The 17,502-nt window shown below is 39.3% G+C and carries 12 protein-coding genes and 3 pseudogenes; 8 read left to right on the top strand and 7 right to left on the bottom strand.

The genetic code is table 11. From position 1 onward, the window contains the following. Positions 1 to 12: 12 nt before the first annotated feature. From SK629_RS03345 to SK629_RS12590, 3 genes are all read left to right on the top strand, one after another. On the top strand, positions 13 to 1,398 hold the full coding sequence (locus SK629_RS03345; protein WP_042900567.1) for an N-acetylmuramoyl-L-alanine amidase: 1,386 nt from the start codon (positions 13 to 15) through the stop codon (positions 1,396 to 1,398). A 143-nt stretch (positions 1,399 to 1,541) separates the two neighbouring features. Then, a complete protein-coding gene (locus SK629_RS03340) occupies positions 1,542 to 2,171 on the top strand; it encodes an MBL fold metallo-hydrolase (RefSeq protein ID WP_042900566.1) in 630 nt (209 codons plus the stop codon). Positions 2,172 to 2,208: 37 nt separating this feature from the next. Further along, on the top strand, positions 2,209 to 2,400 hold the full coding sequence (locus tag SK629_RS12590; RefSeq protein WP_042900564.1) for a hypothetical protein: 192 nt from the start codon (positions 2,209 to 2,211) through the stop codon (positions 2,398 to 2,400). A 138-nt stretch (positions 2,401 to 2,538) separates the two neighbouring features. Here SK629_RS12590 and SK629_RS12335 read toward each other — a convergent pair whose 3' ends face one another. From SK629_RS12335 to pepO, 3 genes are all read right to left on the bottom strand, one after another. Next, on the bottom strand, positions 2,539 to 6,126 hold the full coding sequence (locus SK629_RS12335; protein WP_050492342.1) for an LPXTG cell wall anchor domain-containing protein: 3,588 nt from the start codon (positions 6,124 to 6,126) through the stop codon (positions 2,539 to 2,541). A gap of 410 nt (positions 6,127 to 6,536) precedes the next feature. Further along, positions 6,537 to 7,178 carry a recombinase family protein gene (locus SK629_RS03320; protein ID WP_000078992.1) on the bottom strand — a complete coding sequence of 214 codons (642 nt, stop codon included), beginning with the start codon at positions 7,176 to 7,178 and terminating at the stop codon, positions 6,537 to 6,539. Between the two features lie 182 nt (positions 7,179 to 7,360). Then, positions 7,361 to 9,253, bottom strand: a complete 1,893-nt coding sequence (gene pepO, locus SK629_RS03315) for an endopeptidase PepO (RefSeq protein WP_042900563.1) — start codon at positions 9,251 to 9,253, stop codon at positions 7,361 to 7,363. A 179-nt stretch (positions 9,254 to 9,432) separates the two neighbouring features. On the opposite strand from pepO, the gene SK629_RS03310 reads away from it, so the two are divergent. The 4 genes from SK629_RS03310 to tpx all read left to right on the top strand — a co-directional run bounded on the left by SK629_RS03310 (position 9,433) and on the right by tpx (position 12,575). After that, positions 9,433 to 10,155: a metal ABC transporter ATP-binding protein gene (locus SK629_RS03310; RefSeq protein WP_042900562.1), complete on the top strand. Its 723-nt coding sequence runs from the start codon at positions 9,433 to 9,435 to the stop codon at positions 10,153 to 10,155. Further along, the gene (locus SK629_RS03305) at positions 10,152 to 11,000 is read left to right on the top strand and encodes a metal ABC transporter permease (RefSeq protein ID WP_000559786.1); all 849 of its coding nucleotides are present in this window, start codon (positions 10,152 to 10,154) and stop codon (positions 10,998 to 11,000) included. Before SK629_RS03310 ends, SK629_RS03305 begins: the two co-directional genes overlap by 4 nt. Before the next feature lie 31 nt (positions 11,001 to 11,031). Then, complete coding sequence (gene psaA, locus SK629_RS03300; protein ID WP_042900561.1) at positions 11,032 to 11,961, top strand: metal ABC transporter substrate-binding lipoprotein/adhesin PsaA; 930 nt, start codon at positions 11,032 to 11,034, stop codon at positions 11,959 to 11,961. 122 nt (positions 11,962 to 12,083) lie between these two features. Further along, positions 12,084 to 12,575 (top strand): thiol peroxidase, encoded by a 492-nt coding sequence (gene tpx / locus SK629_RS03295; protein ID WP_042900560.1) that lies wholly within the window; start codon positions 12,084 to 12,086, stop codon positions 12,573 to 12,575. 181 nt (positions 12,576 to 12,756) lie between these two features. On the opposite strand, the pseudogene SK629_RS03290 reads toward tpx, so the two are convergent. From SK629_RS03290 to SK629_RS12815, 4 genes and pseudogenes are all read right to left on the bottom strand, one after another. After that, a pseudogene (locus SK629_RS03290) lies at positions 12,757 to 12,915 on the bottom strand (competence protein ComA); the annotation flags it as partial. A gap of 140 nt (positions 12,916 to 13,055) precedes the next feature. After that, positions 13,056 to 13,688, bottom strand: a complete 633-nt coding sequence (locus SK629_RS03285) for an ABC transporter ATP-binding protein (protein WP_042900559.1) — start codon at positions 13,686 to 13,688, stop codon at positions 13,056 to 13,058. A 1-nt stretch (position 13,689) separates the two neighbouring features. Then, on the bottom strand, positions 13,690 to 15,705 hold the full coding sequence (locus SK629_RS03280) for a bacteriocin-associated integral membrane family protein (protein ID WP_042900558.1): 2,016 nt from the start codon (positions 15,703 to 15,705) through the stop codon (positions 13,690 to 13,692). Positions 15,706 to 16,061: 356 nt separating this feature from the next. Then, positions 16,062 to 16,231: pseudogene (locus SK629_RS12815) on the bottom strand (PhrA family quorum-sensing system peptide). A 154-nt stretch (positions 16,232 to 16,385) separates the two neighbouring features. Here SK629_RS12815 and SK629_RS03270 point away from each other — a divergent pair. Next, positions 16,386 to 17,252, top strand: a pseudogene (locus tag SK629_RS03270) (helix-turn-helix domain-containing protein). The last annotated feature ends 250 nt before the right edge of the window (positions 17,253 to 17,502 follow it).

Here is a 17,502-nt window from a genome sequence, read left to right as displayed (position 1 = left end):
AAGGTAAACAACATGAAATCACAAAAAAGACTGACACTTTTAGCTTTGGCTGTTCTTGGCTTATCAAACCAAGTCGTTTCGGCTGATGATACGAGTCATTCTATTAGTAACCATATTAGTAGTTCTACAACTACTTCTGCTAGCAATTCTCAAGCTAGTAGAGAAACTTCGACAAGTACAGCTAGTTCAAGTGAGCAAGAAAGCAAACCCAATCAACCTATACAGACTGGCTGGGTAAAAGAAGGGAGCAAATGGACTTTTTATAGTCAAACTGGGGTCAAGTTTACAGATACTCTCTATGATGGTTATCTCTTTGATAGTAATGGATATTTGCTCGAAAACGGCTGGTACCAGATGGGAAGTAATTGGTACTATATCAATGGTTCAGGTAAATATTTATCCGACAAATGGAGCCAAATCAATGGTAATTGGTATGCTTTTGATGACTACGGTAGAATGTTGGCCAATGTCTGGAAAGACGATTACTACCTCAAATCTAGCGGTGCTATGGCAGATAAGGAATGGGTCTACGACCAAAACTACTCTAGTTGGTTTTACCTCAAATCTGGCGGACGCTACGCCCAAAAACAATGGATTGGTTCCTACTACCTCAAATCTGGTGGCTACATGGCCCACAAGGAATGGATCTACGACCCAGACTATCAAGCTTGGTACTATCTTAAGGACGATGGTGTGTATGTCACAGGAACCTATGCAGTGGATGGTAAAAACCAACTCTTCCAAGGGAATGGAAAATGGGTTCGTGAATTAGCACAAGGTTTTCAAAAAGGACATTACTCTAAAACTATTTTTCTAGATCCAGGACACGGTGGCAAGGACCGCGGGGCTTATTACTATGGCATAGCTGAAAAAGACTTGAACCTACAAGTTTATCGTAAGCTACGTAAACGACTAGAAGGACTCGGCTACACCGTTCTCACTTCTCGAGATAGCGATATAGACGTTGATTTTATTACCGAACGTTCTCGCATGGTTAACAAGACCAATGCTGACTTTTTCATCAGCCTTCATTTCAACGCAAAAGGGAATGATACAACTGTTAATCTAGGTATCCAGACCTATTCTTACAAGGAAGAATCTGGTTTCCCTAGCAAGATTAACAAGGATTGGCACAACAATCCTGAACGGATGAGTGAAAGTAATCGTCTCGCAGCTGATATCCATTCTTCACTGCTAGCTGAAACTGGAGCTAGGGATGCTGGGCTCTTGCAAGCTACCTTTGCTGTTCTTCGCGAAACAGCCAAACCAGCTGTTTTGCTAGAGATGGGATATATGGATAATCCAGAAGAAAACCAAAAAATCCGTAGTAGTGACTACCAAGATAAACTGGTTGAAGGGATTGTCAAGGGAATCCAAAAATATTACGCTGGCAATTAAAGTAGTTTAAGCCTCAAACTCACTCGAGGCTTATTTTTCTTATCCAAAACGTCTTCTTCTTTCTAGAATTATTTCCTTTTTAAGCTTATTCTCCCCAACTGTGCTATACTTAATTTAGTACATTCTTTGAGATTGGAGCCAATATGAAAATCCATAAAACTGTGAATCCTGTTGCCTATGAAAACACCTATTACCTAGAAGGAGAAAAGCACCTCATCGTAGTAGATCCTGGCAGCCATTGGGAAGCCATTCGTCAGACAATCGAGAAGATCAATAAACCGATCTGCGCTATCCTCTTGACCCATGCCCATTACGACCATATCATGAGTCTGGACTTGGTTCGCGAAACTTTTGGCAATCCTCCTGTCTATATCGCAGAGAGCGAAGCTAGCTGGCTCTATACTCCTGTCGATAACCTCTCTGGTCTCCCTCGTCATGATGATATGGCAGATGTGGTCGCAGAACCTGCTGAACACACCTTTGTCTTTCATAAGGAATATCAACTGGAGGAATTTCGTTTCACCGTCTTGCCAACACCAGGTCACTCTATCGGCGGCGTTTCTATCGTCTTTCCTGATGCTCACCTAGTCTTGACAGGAGATGCTCTTTTCCGTGAAACCATCGGACGAACCGATCTTCCGACTGGTAGTATGGAGCAACTTCTTCACAGTATCCAGACCCAACTCTTCACCCTACCAAACTACGATGTCTATCCAGGACATGGTCCAGCTACAACCATCGCTCACGAAAAAACTTTCAATCCTTTTTTCTAGAAAGATGATGACAATAGATATCGTAATTTAATACTCAATGAAAATCAAAGAGCAAACTAGGAAGCTAGCCGCAGGTTGCTCAAAGCACAGCTTTGAGGTTGCAGATAAAACTGACGTGGTCAGCTCAAAACACTGTTTTGAGGTTGTGGATAGAACTGACGAAGTCATTAACCATATCTACAGCAAGGCGAAGCTGACCTGGTTTGAAGAGATTTTCGAAGAGTATTAGAATTATAAAAAACGCATAATATCAAGTGTAGAAAAGTTTGATATTATGCGTTTTATCATGAAAAGATTTTCTAAATCATCTCCTCAAATTGATTTTTTCACAGTCTAAAATAATTGATATATAAACTATGAATTTGGGTTATTCTGACTTCTTACGAAAGCTAAATAATCCAGCAGTTAGAGTTAACATTCCAAATAGGGTGGCGAGAATTGAGTTATTTTCTCCAGTATTTGGCAAAGTCTTAGCTACTTGTTTCGAAATAGTTTCAGTCTTAGTTGCTAACGGCTCAGCTTGAGTTTTTGTACTATTTACGTCATTTCCTTTTTGTTCTGTGGTTGTTGGAGTATTACTACTATTTACAACTGGAACAGGAGTTGTACTACCTCCGTTATCACGGCTTGCGGCAACTTTAAAAGTCATAGCATAGATACTAAAGTGATTGGTTTCAAAAGTCACCTTATCTGTATCTTGTTTGAACTTCAATGCTTGTAAAGTACCGTCTGGAGCAACATAATAGACATTTTCAACTGGCTTATCGGCAGAAAGACTTACTAGAACCATGCCGTTTGGCTGGATAGCTTTACCATTTGCGTCATATAAATGAATGTCGAAGGCCTTATAGTCTTTTGATTCAAGTGAAGTCGACTTGGTTTCTTCTACCTTGATATAGCTGACATTTTTGAGTGTTACTTCTGAACCATGTACTCGAACGCTTCCAGCTTTGTTCGAAAGAACACGAGTATTGTTTGGGATGGCTGGATTAAGCGTAGGCGTTACGGGAGTTGTCGGTGTTATTGGAGCAACTGGTGTAACTGGATTTACAGGCTGTTCACTTGGCTTCTCTGCTGGTTCCACTGGTTTAGTAGTTTGTGGTTGATCAGCTGGAATAGTAGGAACACTTGGTTGCTTGTCTGGCTTAGGCTGCTCGCTTGGCTTAACTTCAGGTTTTACTTGCTCAGCTGGTTTTTCAGCAGGGTTCTTAAACAAGAAAACGTAAGTTTGATAAACTTCTGCAGATAAACTAAACTCTCCCACGCTTCTTCCTCTCTCATTTAGCTGACGGCTGCTATAAAGTGGTGCTAACTGCCTATTTTTCGAAAATTGATAGACTTCCACGTCATTGTCTTCTTTTTTAGTGCGGAAAACCATGTAACCTTCACCTGTGATGTTAGTGTTTTTGTTTAGTTCAACCTTTCTTGTTTTTCCATCCAAAATACCTGTATAAATTGTATACGCTTCATAGTTTCTACCTTCCAATTCTGGAATTTTCACTCGAATCGGATACATATACATAGTGCTTTTCATCAATTCTTCACGAGAAAATTCCTTCCCATTTTCTTCGAAATACCTATTCCCACTGCCCCAAAACAGAGTTAATCGTGGTTTGTTATTGACAAAATCTTTTTCAGCAGTCCATATTCCATTGATAGGAGTTTGCTTCATATCACTGATAGGGAGTGGTGCTACAATATCTGCGTAAGTAAGAATAGGGTGTTCATGAAAGCTTCCGTCAGCTAGTCGCCATTTTCTCACCGATTTTATGTTATTTTCCTGCGGTTGTTCTGCAGGTTTCACTTCTGGTTTTGCTGGGTTAGCTGGGTTAACTGGGTTTTCAGAAGCACTTGGATTCTCGCTTGGCTTCTCTGCTGGTTTCTCTGGTTTAGTAGGATGTGGTTGATCAGCTGGAACAGTAGGAACACTTGGTTGCTTGTCTGGCTTAGGCTGTTCGCTTGGCTTCTCTGCTGGTTTCTCTGGCTTAGCAGGTTGTGGTTGATCAGCTGGAACAGTAGGAACACTTGGTTGCTTGTCTGGCTTAGGTTGCTCGCTTGGCTTAACTTCAGGTTTTACTTGCTCAGCTAGTTTTTCAGCAGGGTTCTTAAACAAGAAAACGTAAGTATCGTAGGTCTCACCAAATAGATTGTATGAATGAGTTTTAGTTTTCTCATCATAGCGATTTGTTTCTTCACTTGGGAATCCTGGATAATAAAGTTCTTCTAGTTTTTTATCCTTAGTCAGTGTATAAACCTGGATATCTTCTTTCTTCTCTTTCGATTTGATACTCAAAGAGATACCACCACCTTGGAGAGTTCGATTTGTTCCGTAAGTTGGTTTTCCATTTTTATTAGGAACTTCATAGAAGATTGTATAAGCTTCGTAGTTCATTCCTTCCAACTCTGGAACTTTTACTCGAACAAGAGCAGGTTTAAACCTACTGTCCATATCTCCAAATCCGCTACCTTCAAATTTTATCTCTTTACCGTTTTCAAACATCGGATTATTGAAATTCGAATTAAAAGTATTTACTTTTATATGAGAGCCTGCATGAAGCAAGTCTGGTTCAGCTGTCCACCAACCGTAAGATGTTTTTTCTACATTTTCAGCAGGAAGTGGAGCCGCAAGGTCGTTGGTTGTTAGAGTAGGGCGACCTGTTCCGTTATTAAACCAACGTTTTGGCTGGTCAGTTCTATAAGGAATCTTTTGCAATCCAGCATTTTTAGCTGGTTCCACTGGTTTAGCGGGTTGTGGTTGCTCTACTGGTTTAACCTCTGGTTGAGGGTTTTCTGCTGGTTTTGGAGATGGAACGGGTGTTTCAGCTGGTTTATTTTCAACCGGCTTCTTCTCAACTGGTTTCGGCTGCACAGTTGGTTCAACTGTCTCCGCTGGTTTCGAAATTTCAGCAGGTTTTTCCGTTTCCGCTGGTTGCGGATCTTTCGTTGTTGGTTTTTCTTCTACTGGTTTATTTTTAGTGTAAATAAAATAGTAGCGAAAAAGATTATCTCCTTTACCATTTTTGTAACCAGAACCACGCAAAGCATAGGCTGCATCATAACTAACTCTGACAACTTTTGGATCTGGGTCGATATCTGGATGGTCTGTAGTTGCTTTTACGACGTGGCTAAAAGTGTAGTCGGAAAATTTTTTTGCTGTTAGTATTCCATCTGCATCATCTTTATCGGTATCGAACCGTAATGATCTAACTGTTGCGTGTTCTGGACTATCAATCCTGGATTCAGTAGTGTATCCATATTTTTGGACACGATCAGCATCCAAGAAATCTGCTTGGACTTCGTATTCTCGATAAGTCCAGTCTGCTAAAGTAGGAAAGCCTTGCCCATTTGTTCCGGGAATTGGCGTGTTTAGAAGTTTATCAGCATCTATTCCAGAAAGAGCGTAAAGCTTTTGATTTGCTTCAGATACAATCTTGTCGTTCTCTTCTTTAGTCATAGACATGACTGCGCCAGCTTTGTATGCCAAATCTTCCGCCACCATCTTCTTCATCTCTTCAGAATCTGTTATAGGTTGTTCTGGTTCAGGCGTTATGATTGGCAGTCCTGGCTCGGGTAGCTGATTGGTTGGATCGACGTTGTATTTTTTCTCGATCTCAGCATTTTTCTTGTCCTCTGCGATGGCTTCATCTGTTCCGTTTGCAAGAATGTTGCCCTCGGTTGAAGGTTTTTCGACAGGCGCGGGCTCTTCTACTGGCTTTTCAGCAGGTTTCGAAACTTCTTTGCCTGGCTTTGGTTTTGGTTTAGCAATTGGGTCGAGCATACTATAATCAACCCAGTTATTATTGGGTTTTGGTGTGAGTGTTGGTTGAATAGTTGGTCTCGCGGCAGCATTTGGTTGCGGCGCAACGTTTTCCTCGGCATGCACCAAAGTTGGCACTACAGCACTAAGAGTGACAGCAGAAAAGGTAACAATACCTAGTTTAGTGAGTTTATTCATAATTTTTCCTCCTCAGGAATATAAAATTGCCTTTTTAGGCTTATAAAATGACAAAATCAACTTCCTTTCAAGACCACAAAAGCAAAATTTTGAGCCAACTCATTCTCTAAACATTTAATGTTCTTGATAGAAGCCTTAAATGAACCTTCATCCATTAACTGAACAATACAGCTATCATACTATTACATATCTTAATAATTTTTAAATTTTTTGTTGCCAAAAACTAGCTACCTCCTTTAGAGATAGGGAACTAAGTGTATCGCGTAACGACCGTTAAACGATACACAAAAAAATACCAGTCTAATACAGGTTAAAAACACTGTTAAACTCGCATTTTTTAAAATATTCATATTGTTGTTTTGACTGTTTTATCAAACGGTCGTTAATCGAAACAAATTTACGGCTTCATTCTACCATTTTTCCCTGTTTTTAGCAATGATTTTCCGTTTTTTTTGACGATTGTTCGCCACTTTATTACGTTCTAACACTTTATATAGGGTTGATGTAGAAATTTGTTCAGCTTTTGCAATATTACGTATGCTTATATTTGAATGTAGATATTTGTTAAGTATGCGCTCCTCCTTTTCTTTTGAAATCCGTTTTGCTCCTAATCTAACACCATTTTCCTTAGCTTTTCGAAGTCCCTCTTTTGTGCGAAACCTCAGATTTTCCAGCTCATTTTCTGCCACAAAGCCTAAAATGATGCAAAGTAACCTGCCAATAAGAGAACCTGTCTCTAGTTTTTCATGCAAACTGACTAGGTGAATATTAGATTCATTAAATAGTTCAATAAGTTCTAGTAGCTTAAACATAGATCGAGTCAATCTATCTAACTTATAGATAGTGAAAGTAACCTGCTTGCCATCTTTCGAAAAGTCAGAGGCCAGTTTTAAGGCTTTTGTAAGTTCAGGACGAGTGTTATTTGCACCAGATTCCTTTTCTATAAAAAGTTTATCGCAATGTTTGAGAGCTTCGATTTGCACTTTCAATCCTAGGTCTTGCTTATGAGTAGATACACGGGCGTAGCCTATGTTGATAGTCTTTTGAGACATAAAAATCCTCCTGTTATCTTGATACAGAGGGATATTTTACTATGAATTTTAAAATAAGAAAAGACTTCAATTTCATAATCCCTATGAACTACACCCTAAAAGCTAGATTATTCTATCTAACTTTTTAGGGTGTACATAGATAGGGAAGGTATAATGATAGGAGTTTTACTTGCTTATTTGCATTACCAAATAATCACGCGCTCTTCTGGTGAACGCCACATACCGTCTCCTTCTTTGACATCATAGGTTGTAAAGAAATCATCGAAGTTTGGTACTTGTACATTGACACGGAGTTTGGCTGGTGCGTGCACATCGACGCTAGCCAAGAGTTTCATAAATTCTGGACGACCTTTCATGCGCCAGATGCGACCAAAGTTGTAGAAGAATTCTTCTGCTGAGAAGTCTGGTTCTCTCCTAGCTGCTTCAAGCGCTGCAGCGATTCCTCCCAAGTCAGCCACGTTTTCTGACACAGTCAATTTACCGTTAATGGTTGCTCCATAAGAATCTTGTCCATCAAATTGGTCAATAACTTTTTGTGTTTTCTCCTTGAAGGCAGCATAGTCGCTCTCTGTCCACCAATCCTTGAGGCTACCATTTTCATCAAAGGAAGCTCCATTGGTATCAAAAGCGTGGGAAATTTCATGGGCAATAACTGCCCCAATACCACCGTAATTAGCAGAAGATGACTGATGCAAGTCATAGAAAGGTGCTTGTAAAATGGCCGCTGGGAAGACAATCAGGTTCTTCTGTGGATTGTAGTAAGCATTGACCATATGAGCAGGCATGCCCCATTCCTTGTAGTCCACAGGCTGGTTCCACTTACTCCAACTGTGCTTGATTTCCACACGCGCAAAGGCTAGAGCATTGTCAAAAAGGCTAGCCATTTCATCCACTACCTTGTCCTTATAACGTTCTGGCAATTCTTCTGGGTAACCAATATAAGGCTTGATGACATTGAGTTTGACGATAGCCTTGTCACGAGTTTCTGGAGTCAGCCAGTCATTCTTGGCCAAGCGTTCCTTATAGACATCAATCATGGTTGCCACTTTTTTCTCCACATCTGCCTTGGCCTCTGGAGAGAATTTTTCATGGGCATACCAGAGCCCCAAGGCTTGTTTGAAAGGACCTTGTGCTAGTTGATAAGCTGCCTTGACCTTATCTTTGGCTTCTGGAACTCCAGAAAGCGCACGGCTGTAAGCACCTGACAAGACACGGATTTCTTCTGTTAAATAGCTAGTTGAAAGATTGACAACACTTAAAATTAAGGTTGCCTTGAGGAGAGGCCAAGCTTCTTCACTATAGAATTGGTCTGCTGCTTGCCAGAAACGTTCCTCGTCTACAATAACCTTGTCTGGTACTTGTCCAAGAACGACTTGGAAAAAGTCATCCAAAGGTAGGGCAGGCGCGAATTTCTTGAAATCTTCGTAAGCATATGGATGGTAGAGTTTGGCATATTCTGAACTTTCTTCATTAGAGAGAACCACTGCCGCAACTCGACGATCCAATTCTAGTCTTTTTTCTAGCAAGTCTTCAATTTCTTCATCAGAGAAATCATAAGCCTTGAGAAGATTTGCGCTGCTTTCTTTCCAAAGAGTCAAGAGCTCTTCGCGTTGAGGATGGTCTTCTGCATAGTAGGTCGTATCTGGCAGGATCGTGCTTGGAGCACTTGCCCATAGAACATTGATTCTGGCATCCATAAAGTCTGGCGATACACCAAAAGGAAGGAAATTAGGTTTTCCTGCAAGCTCAAACTCTGCTAGTTTAGCTGTAAAATCTGCAAAAGTCTCCAATTCTTGGAATTCTTTAAGGAGAGGCAAAACAGGTGTGATATCGTCAGCTTCTCTCTTGTCAAAATCACGAACTAGGCGGTGGTATTTGACAAAGTTTGCCAAGATAGCATCCTCAGGCACTTCTTCTCCTGCCAACCACTTGTCTGTTGTCGCCAGCATCAGGTCTTCAATTTCCTGATCTAAATCAACAAAACCTCCAGTTTGAGACTTATCTGCTGGGATTTCAGCAGTCTTCTGCCATTCTCCATTGATTGCATCATAAAAATCATCTTGATAACGTGTCATCTTGTTCTCGCTTTCATTTGTACTTGTTTTTAGCTTAACAAAAATTACCTGGGAATGCAATTAAAATACAAGATTAAAGAAACTTAAATGTTTTACTGTTAATATTTTAATTTTTTGAAAAATTAACTTGACTTAATTTTTTTTTAATGTATATTAAGAGTCAGGAGGAATATAAGTTTATGATACGTATCGAAAACCTCAGTGTCTCCTATAAAGAAACGTTGGCACTTAAGGATATTTCACTAGTGCTCCAAGGACCAACAATTACCGGAATCATTGGTCCAAACGGTGCTGGAAAATCAACATTATTAAAAGGTATGCTGGGAATTATCCCACATCAAGGTCAGGCATTTCTCGATGACAAGGAAGTTAAAAAATCCTTACACCGAATTGCCTATGTCGAACAAAAAATCAATATCGACTACAACTTTCCCATCAAGGTCAAGGAATGTGTCTCGCTAGGACTATTTCCCTCTATTCCTCTCTTTCGCAGTTTAAATGCTAAACATTGGAAAAAAGTAGAGGAAGCCCTTGAAATCGTCGGCCTAGCTGACTATGCTGAGCGGCAAATCAGTCAACTGTCTGGAGGTCAGTTCCAGCGGGTCTTGATTGCCAGATGTTTGGTGCAGGAAGCCGACTATATCCTCTTGGATGAACCTTTTGTTGGGATTGACTCAGTCAGTGAGGAAATCATCATGAATACGCTGAGAGATCTGAAAAAGGCTGGTAAGACGGTTCTCATCGTCCACCATGACCTCAGCAAGGTTCCCCACTACTTCGATCAAGTCTTACTTGTTAATCGAGAAGTGATCGCCTTTGGTCCGACCAAAGAAACCTTTACCGAAACCAATCTAAAAGAAGCTTACGGTAATCGACTCTTTTTCAATGGAGGTGACCTATGATTGCAGAATTTATTGATGGATTGCAAAAATTCCATTTCCTACAAAATGCCTTGATAACAGCCATTGTCGTCGGGGTCGTAGCTGGAGCTGTGGGATGTTTCATCATCCTACGCGGGATGTCACTCATGGGAGATGCTATTTCACATGCTGTCTTACCAGGTGTAGCCCTCTCCTTTATCTTGGGCCTTGATTTCTTTATCGGAGCCATTGTCTTTGGATTGCTAGCTGCTATCATCATTACCTATATCAAGGGGAACTCGATTATCAAAAGCGATACCGCCATCGGCATTACCTTTTCTTCTTTCTTAGCCCTCGGTATCATCTTGATTAGTGTCGCTAAAAGTTCAACTGACCTTTTCCATATCCTTTTTGGTAATATTCTGGCCGTCCAAGATACGGATATGTTTATTACTATGGGTGTGGGGGCAGCCATTCTCTTGTTAATCTGGATTTTCTTCAAGCAACTCTTGATCACTTCCTTTGATGAACTCTTGGCTAAAGCCATGGGAATGCCTGTCAATTTCTATCACTACCTTCTCATGGTACTCCTGACTCTGGTGTCTGTGACAGCCATGCAAAGTGTCGGAACTATCCTGATTGTAGCCATGCTGATTACCCCAGCTGCAACTGCTTATCTGTATGCTAATAGTCTGAAAAGTATGATTTTCCTTTCCTCAACCTTTGGAGCGACAGCTTCAGTTTTGGGGCTCTTTATCGGTTATAGCTTTAACGTTGCGGCAGGTTCTAGTATCGTGCTCACAGCCGCTAGTTTCTTTCTCATTAGCTTCTTTATCGCTCCAAAACAACGATATTTGAAACTGAAAAATAAACATTTGTTAAAATAAGGGGCAAAACCCCAATAAATTGGAGGATCTAATGAAAAAATTAGGTACATTACTCGTTCTCTTTCTTTCCGTCATTGCTCTTGTAGCATGTGCTAGCGGAAAAAAAGATGCAGCTTCTGGTCAAAAACTAAAAGTTGTTGCTACAAACTCAATCATCGCTGATATTACTAAAAATATTGCTGGTGACAAGATTGATCTTCACAGTATCGTTCCTGTTGGTCAAGACCCACACGAATACGAACCACTCCCTGAAGACGTTAAGAAAACTTCTCAAGCTGATTTGATTTTCTATAACGGTATCAACCTTGAAACTGGTGGCAATGCTTGGTTTACAAAATTGGTAGAAAATGCTAAGAAAACTGAAAACAAAGACTACTTTGCAGTCAGTGAAGGCGTTGATGTTATCTACCTTGAAGGACAAAACGAAAAAGGTAAAGAAGACCCACACGCTTGGCTTAACCTTGAAAATGGGATGATTTTTGCTAAAAATATCGCAAAACAATTGAGCGCTAAAGACCCTAGCAACAAGGAATTCTACGAAAAAAATCTCAAAGAATATACTGATAAGCTAGATAAACTTGACAAGGAAGCTAAAGCTAAATTCGACAATATCCCTGCTGAGAAGAAATTGATCGTAACCAGCGAAGGATGCTTCAAATACTTCTCTAAAGCCTATGGTGTCCCAAGTGCCTACATCTGGGAAATCAATACTGAAGAAGAAGGAACTCCTGACCAAATCAAGACCTTGGTTGAAAAACTTCGCCAAACAAAAACTCCTTCACTCTTTGTAGAATCTAGTGTGGATGACCGTCCAATGAAGACTGTTTCACAAGACACAAACATCCCAATCTACGCTCAAATCTTTACTGACTCTATCGCAGAACAAGGTAAAGAAGGCGACAGCTACTACAACATGATGAAATACAACCTTGACAAGATTGCTGAAGGATTGGCAAAATAATACTCTGAAAAACGTCATTTTTTCCCGAATTGGCGTTTTTTCTATGCCCATATTTTCGGTCAAATCATTGGAAAATTCTTACTGTTTCAGCTACAATGGAAGAAAAAAGATTGGAGTATCTTATGGTAACTTTTCTCGGAAATCCTGTGAGCTTTACAGGTAAACAACTACAAGTCGGCGACAAGGCGCTTGATTTTTCACTCACTACAACTGACCTTTCTAAAAAATCTCTGGCTGATTTTGATGGCAAGAAAAAAGTCTTGAGTGTCGTGCCTTCTATCGATACAGGTATCTGCTCAACTCAAACGCGTCGCTTTAATGAAGAACTGGCTGGACTGGACAATACGGTCGTATTAACTGTTTCCATGGACCTACCCTTTGCCCAAAAACGTTGGTGCGGTGCTGAGGGAATTGAAAATGCCATCATGCTCTCAGACTATTTCGACCATTCCTTTGGACGTGATTACGCTCTCTTAATTAATGAATGGCACCTATTGGCACGCACAGTCTTTGTCCTCGATACCGACAACACTATTCGCTACGTTGAATACGTGGACAATATCAACTCTGAACCCAACTTCGAAGCCGCAATTGCAGCAGCTAAAGCCCTATAGAAAAAAATCCTCCGTTTCAAAGAGTTCCCTACTCTTTGAAACGGAGGATTTTTCTTATTCTTTAATTATTGTTTATTTTGAAATGAATCCTTCAAAATCTTTTAGTTGAAAATTATATTTTTCAGTGAGTAACACATTATCCACTGCAACATCTTCTCCCAATGGGTAAATATTTCTTTTGAAACGGTTGTAGGAGGAAAATCTCTCCTACACTATTATTGATTCTGAGAGAAAATTGCAAAATATCATCTACCAAACTTTCAATTATTAAGATTTTTTACAGTTTATCTGAATTAGAATCGCAAGGCTTATCAATAATATAATTGTCGAATTTTTTCAATCTAACTTCCTCTCCACTATTTCTTCCTTTATCAAGAAAAAGTTACCTCAATATTAATAAAGTACAATTCTAAATTAACTCCAATTATTGATTCATGATAATATTTCAGTAACTCATCGTGCAATTAAAAACAAGGATTTTTATTTCAGACGATCCATCGTGAACACTTCATCAGCCATCTCCCAAATTGCCGGATTATGTGTTGCGATAATGATTAGCCTATTATCATCTCGAAGAGATAGCAAAATCTCCATAATCAACTGAGAGGTTGCTGGGTCTATTGAAGCTGTTGGCTCATCTGCCAGAATAAAGGGTGGATTCTTTAAGATAACTTTTGCCAAGGCAACCCGTTGCGATTCTCCGCCCGATAACTCAAAGATGCGCTTATCTAGGTCAAGATAAGCCAGGCCGACCTGTTCTAAAGCCTGCTTCTGCCTCAACCGCTGTTCCGACCGACTCAACTTTTGACCAATGAGACCTAGCTTAAGGTTTTCTTCAATACTTTGGTTTTCAATTAAGCCAAAGTTCTGGAAGAGGTAGCCCAATTCGTGACGGAAAAAATCACTCGATTTATAATTGGCCAAGTCTTTACCTCGATAAAAAATCGTGCCATCATAAGATTCTAATTTCCCAATCATGTTCATCAAGGTTGTTTTTCCGCTACCACTTGAACCAATTAAGGCATAGACTTTTCCAGCCTCAAATGTTATTGAAAGATTCGAAAATAACTCTCGTTCTCCAAAAGATTTACTCACCTGTTTAAGTTCAATCATATTAACCTCCCTTCAAAACAAGCATGGACATCTTGTTTTCTTTCTGCATTTGGACATGTAACTGTAAAAGAGATAGACCAGTAAAGAGTAACGAGACTAAGAAAGCAACTCCTATCTCTACCATAAGAAATACACTCGCAACAAATCCCAGTAAAAATACACCCAGTTGAGCAAAGAGATAAGTGCGATGGATTTCTAAGAACCTGAGACCTGCAATGCGTTTGATAAAAATGGCACGTCTAAATTCTTCAAAGTAGAGCCTATTCATAGTGTTAAACAACAAGATTGAAGTTGCAATCCCAAGCACAGCTCCTGCTAGCATTACCCAACGTTCCCTCTGGATATTATCCAATAATGTGATGTAGTTGTGGTAACCTGTTTGCATTTCTGAGACCCAATTTTCAATGCCTTGTCTCTGGATAAGCTCCTGGGCATCAGACAATTGATTAAAGAGAACGTAGTTCTGTACTGCGTCTACCCAAAACACAATGGACTGTGGACCAGTTGATTGGGGTGTTATAACAATGATGATTGGATCTTTCAAAAACTGCTGGTAAGAAATAGGGGTCGTATTATACACAAAACGATCCTGACCTGATTCCAAATAACCTACCGTAGCAGTCATTTGCTGTCGTTCATCTTGACTAGATATGCGACTGCTTAAGTCGTCTTCAAAAACAGATTTATAATGTTCTTCCTCTGAACGGAGGTGTTCAGGCAGCAATAAGACAAACTCCCCTACATCAAGGTGATTCATCTTTTGCTCAATAGTTGTATCTACAGGAATGTTTTGACGCTCCAAGTATTGCGGTGTGACGATAAGGACATTGCCATTCGGGCTGTAATCGTGCCATTCTGTAGAGGTTGCCAAGTTTTTGGAGGAAGCCATGCCATTTTGCAAAGTACGGTCAATTAACTGGTGTCTAGATAAGAAAGCCTTTTGTTCTGAAACAGCCAGATCCATCAATTGATACCAAGTTCTGAGTTTCCTTTGAGCTTGTTCATCAAAACCAGGACTCGTTCCTTCACGGCTGATTGATAGGGTAATCAGTTGCCTTTCCTGGCTCCAAGCCTCTTGTCCAATCCGATGCTGTTGCCAGGCTTGGGAATACTTTAAGCTACTCCCTATTCCCAGCGTTACAATAATAATCGCTAATAGTTGACCGATTAAAATCAAACTAATGATTCCTCTGACAGGCACTTGCCCTTTTATAATCTGCATCAGGTGTATCTTTTTTATCCCAACTGCGAAGAGTTGAGCGAAAAACAGGGAGATCGACAACAAGATGAGATTATAACTGAGCAAGCCTTCTCCTATGGTCATTAGGGATTGCGTTGGAAGCGACAGAATTTTTTGCATAAGAATGGCGAGCACGCCAGCTAAACTGAAACCAACAGCTATCCCTTTCAAATCCTCACCAACTGGTCTAAGGAAAATGGACCACCGTTTCTCTCCTGAAATGAGGCGAATGCCCGACGACCGTAATTGGCTAATTTGACTAATTAAAGTCAGTGCTACAAAGGTTAAGATGAAAATCAATAGACTGATTAACTGAAATCCGTTACTAAAGATAGCCATTAACGTAGATAGTTTAGATGGAATTGTCAGGTGCATATTAGTCAAGCCAAGTTGACTTAGCTCCTCTCTTAGCAAGTGAATATCTAGGTTTCCATCGAATACAAAATAGTTTGTTTCAACACTACTACTTTGAGCATCTTCTAGATTTTTTTCCTGAAGCCCATCAGGCAACTTTCCGTCCCCAAAGGTCGTATAAGAAAAAACTGTAGTACCTTCTGAGTTAGGATCTTGGTGTTGAATCGCAATAAAGCTATCCGTTTCTTCTGCTAGTTTTTCCAAGCGTGTAGCAACATGCTGAAAAGTTGTTTCAGGGGAAGAATCACGTACAACAACGTTGGGGTAATAATGGGAGACATATGTATCAGTCCAAATGGTAAATACCCAAACAAAGAACAAACTAGCAAGCAGGTTGGATATGAGTATAAATAATTTTTTCATAGGGCATTCCTTATTCTAAAACAGAGGGCAGAAATACCACTGCCCTCTATAAACTAACAAGCTTACTAAACTATTGATAAAAGAATCTTCTTCAATTTTTAATTAGAAATCTCAGTCTGAATTATAGTATCCTATTTTTTCCTCCTTTCTAACTACACGTTCCTTTCTACAGACAGAGACCTAATTTTATAAACCAATCTTAAATACTTTAGATTTTGTAACTCATAATTTTCAACAGTTGGTTAGCTATGAAAGCATTTTATCAAACATCTCCATTCTTATATCTATCTGGTATTGTTACAAGCTCTCATCAGAATACCTTTCTCTAAATAGTTGAATTTTAAAGTAATACGAAATCAATCAGCCTTCCCAACATCAAGACTATTGGACTTCTTTTGTGATTGTACTCGAATCTCCAATCGTTTATTCTTCTGAATAACTGTTGGTAAGGAATTGTGTTACTAAACGTAAAAACACCTAGTAATGCTAATATAGCTAGTTTCTGAATTCCACGTTTTTTTCTCATGCAATGAAACCCTTTTCTGTTTCCTTATTTTTATTTTAACAGATATATTTTATTTAGGCAAGCATTTTTATGTAATTTTGACTTTTTTGTTTTTTTATTACTATATAGAATTATTCATCCCTTTAACTTGCTATTTTGAACTAAAAATTTTATAATGAAATTAAGCAAAGCAGAGAAATTTAGATTGAAAAGAAAAGAGTTGAGACTCTCCCAACAAACTCTTGCAGAAGGAATTTGTGAACAAAGCCAGATTAGTAAAATTGAGAGAGGGCATTTCATTCCCTCCGCAGACCTTTTGTTCAAACTCTCACAACGACTTGAAGTACCATTAGATTACTTTTTTAATGAACAAATTGAAATTAAATCTAATCTCTCTAATTTCAAGCAATTATCTATTCGCCTATTAGATGATAGAAATTATGACGATTTGGAATATATTTATAGAATAGAGATTGAACGAAGTACTTTTCTAACACTAGAAGACCGAACTTACCTTGAATGGATTAAAGCTATTATTGATTTCTATCAATATGACAGTAAGTGTGAGGCAATTTCTTCATTGGAAAATATATTATTAAAAGTCTCCTCAAATACTCTGATTTATTTAAAGGCATTGAATACTCTATCTAATTTCTATTCCTTAGTGGGTCGTGAACAAGAATATGAGGCAAACTACTCTCATTTAATGGAGTTATATCAGACAAAAAATTTTGAGCATTAAGAGTTTTTATTTGGCTACATCAGAGTTCGTTACAACTACGCTCACTACCTAGTGTCAAAGGAAAAATATAACGAAGCTATCCAAGAAGCTCTTGAGACGATTGAACTCTGTAAACAAAGACAGACAAGCTACCAACTGGCTCCTCTACTTATTCTTGTAGGAAATGCTGGAGCCAAATTTCTAGACAAAGAACAAGTCAAAAATTATTATATAGAAGCAAGAGAGTTATGTAAGATTTATAACAATCCTTTAATGTTGATGAAGATAGAAAATTATTTGAAGGAATTAGATACTGTTTAGTTAATCTTGACATTATAGTTTTTCTGAAACGTTAAATAACCTGTAAGGCTGATAGTGAAATTAATACTATCAGCCTTATAATTATGTGAAGATTCCTTTAGGGATAGTGGTAAGTAATACTAAAGCCTCTTTGAGAGGCAAGTGACGAGTCAAGAGAAATGAGGCTTGAACAACGTGAAAGCCAGCGTCTTTAGGCGCTGGCTGGTAATTTGGGCTTATAGCCCTGGGACAAACCATCCGTTTGACGGGT

The sequence above is a fragment of the Streptococcus mitis genome (assembly GCF_000722695.1).
Classification (GTDB): Bacteria; Bacillota; Bacilli; order Lactobacillales; family Streptococcaceae; genus Streptococcus; species Streptococcus mitis_O.
The sequence above is the reverse complement of the archived record's forward strand: the minus strand, read 5'-3'. Positions and strand labels throughout refer to the sequence as shown.

Bases quoted from the DNA above. Each gene is read 5' to 3' on its own strand.
- SK629_RS03345 (WP_042900567.1), top strand. From the start codon at position 13: ATGAAATCACAAAAAAGACTGACACTTTTAGCTTTGGCTGTTCTTGGC.
- SK629_RS03340 (WP_042900566.1), top strand. From the start codon at position 1,542: ATGAAAATCCATAAAACTGTGAATCCTGTTGCCTATGAAAACACCTAT.
- SK629_RS12590 (WP_042900564.1), top strand. From the start codon at position 2,209: ATGAAAATCAAAGAGCAAACTAGGAAGCTAGCCGCAGGTTGCTCAAAG.
- SK629_RS12335 (WP_050492342.1), bottom strand. From the start codon at position 6,126: ATGAATAAACTCACTAAACTAGGTATTGTTACCTTTTCTGCTGTCACT.
- SK629_RS03320 (WP_000078992.1), bottom strand. From the start codon at position 7,178: ATGTCTCAAAAGACTATCAACATAGGCTACGCCCGTGTATCTACTCAT.
- pepO (WP_042900563.1), bottom strand. From the start codon at position 9,253: ATGACACGTTATCAAGATGATTTTTATGATGCAATCAATGGAGAATGG.
- SK629_RS03310 (WP_042900562.1), top strand. From the start codon at position 9,433: ATGATACGTATCGAAAACCTCAGTGTCTCCTATAAAGAAACGTTGGCA.
- SK629_RS03305 (WP_000559786.1), top strand. From the start codon at position 10,152: ATGATTGCAGAATTTATTGATGGATTGCAAAAATTCCATTTCCTACAA.
- psaA (WP_042900561.1), top strand. From the start codon at position 11,032: ATGAAAAAATTAGGTACATTACTCGTTCTCTTTCTTTCCGTCATTGCT.
- tpx (WP_042900560.1), top strand. From the start codon at position 12,084: ATGGTAACTTTTCTCGGAAATCCTGTGAGCTTTACAGGTAAACAACTA.
- SK629_RS03285 (WP_042900559.1), bottom strand. From the start codon at position 13,688: ATGATTGAACTTAAACAGGTGAGTAAATCTTTTGGAGAACGAGAGTTA.
- SK629_RS03280 (WP_042900558.1), bottom strand. From the start codon at position 15,705: ATGAAAAAATTATTTATACTCATATCCAACCTGCTTGCTAGTTTGTTC.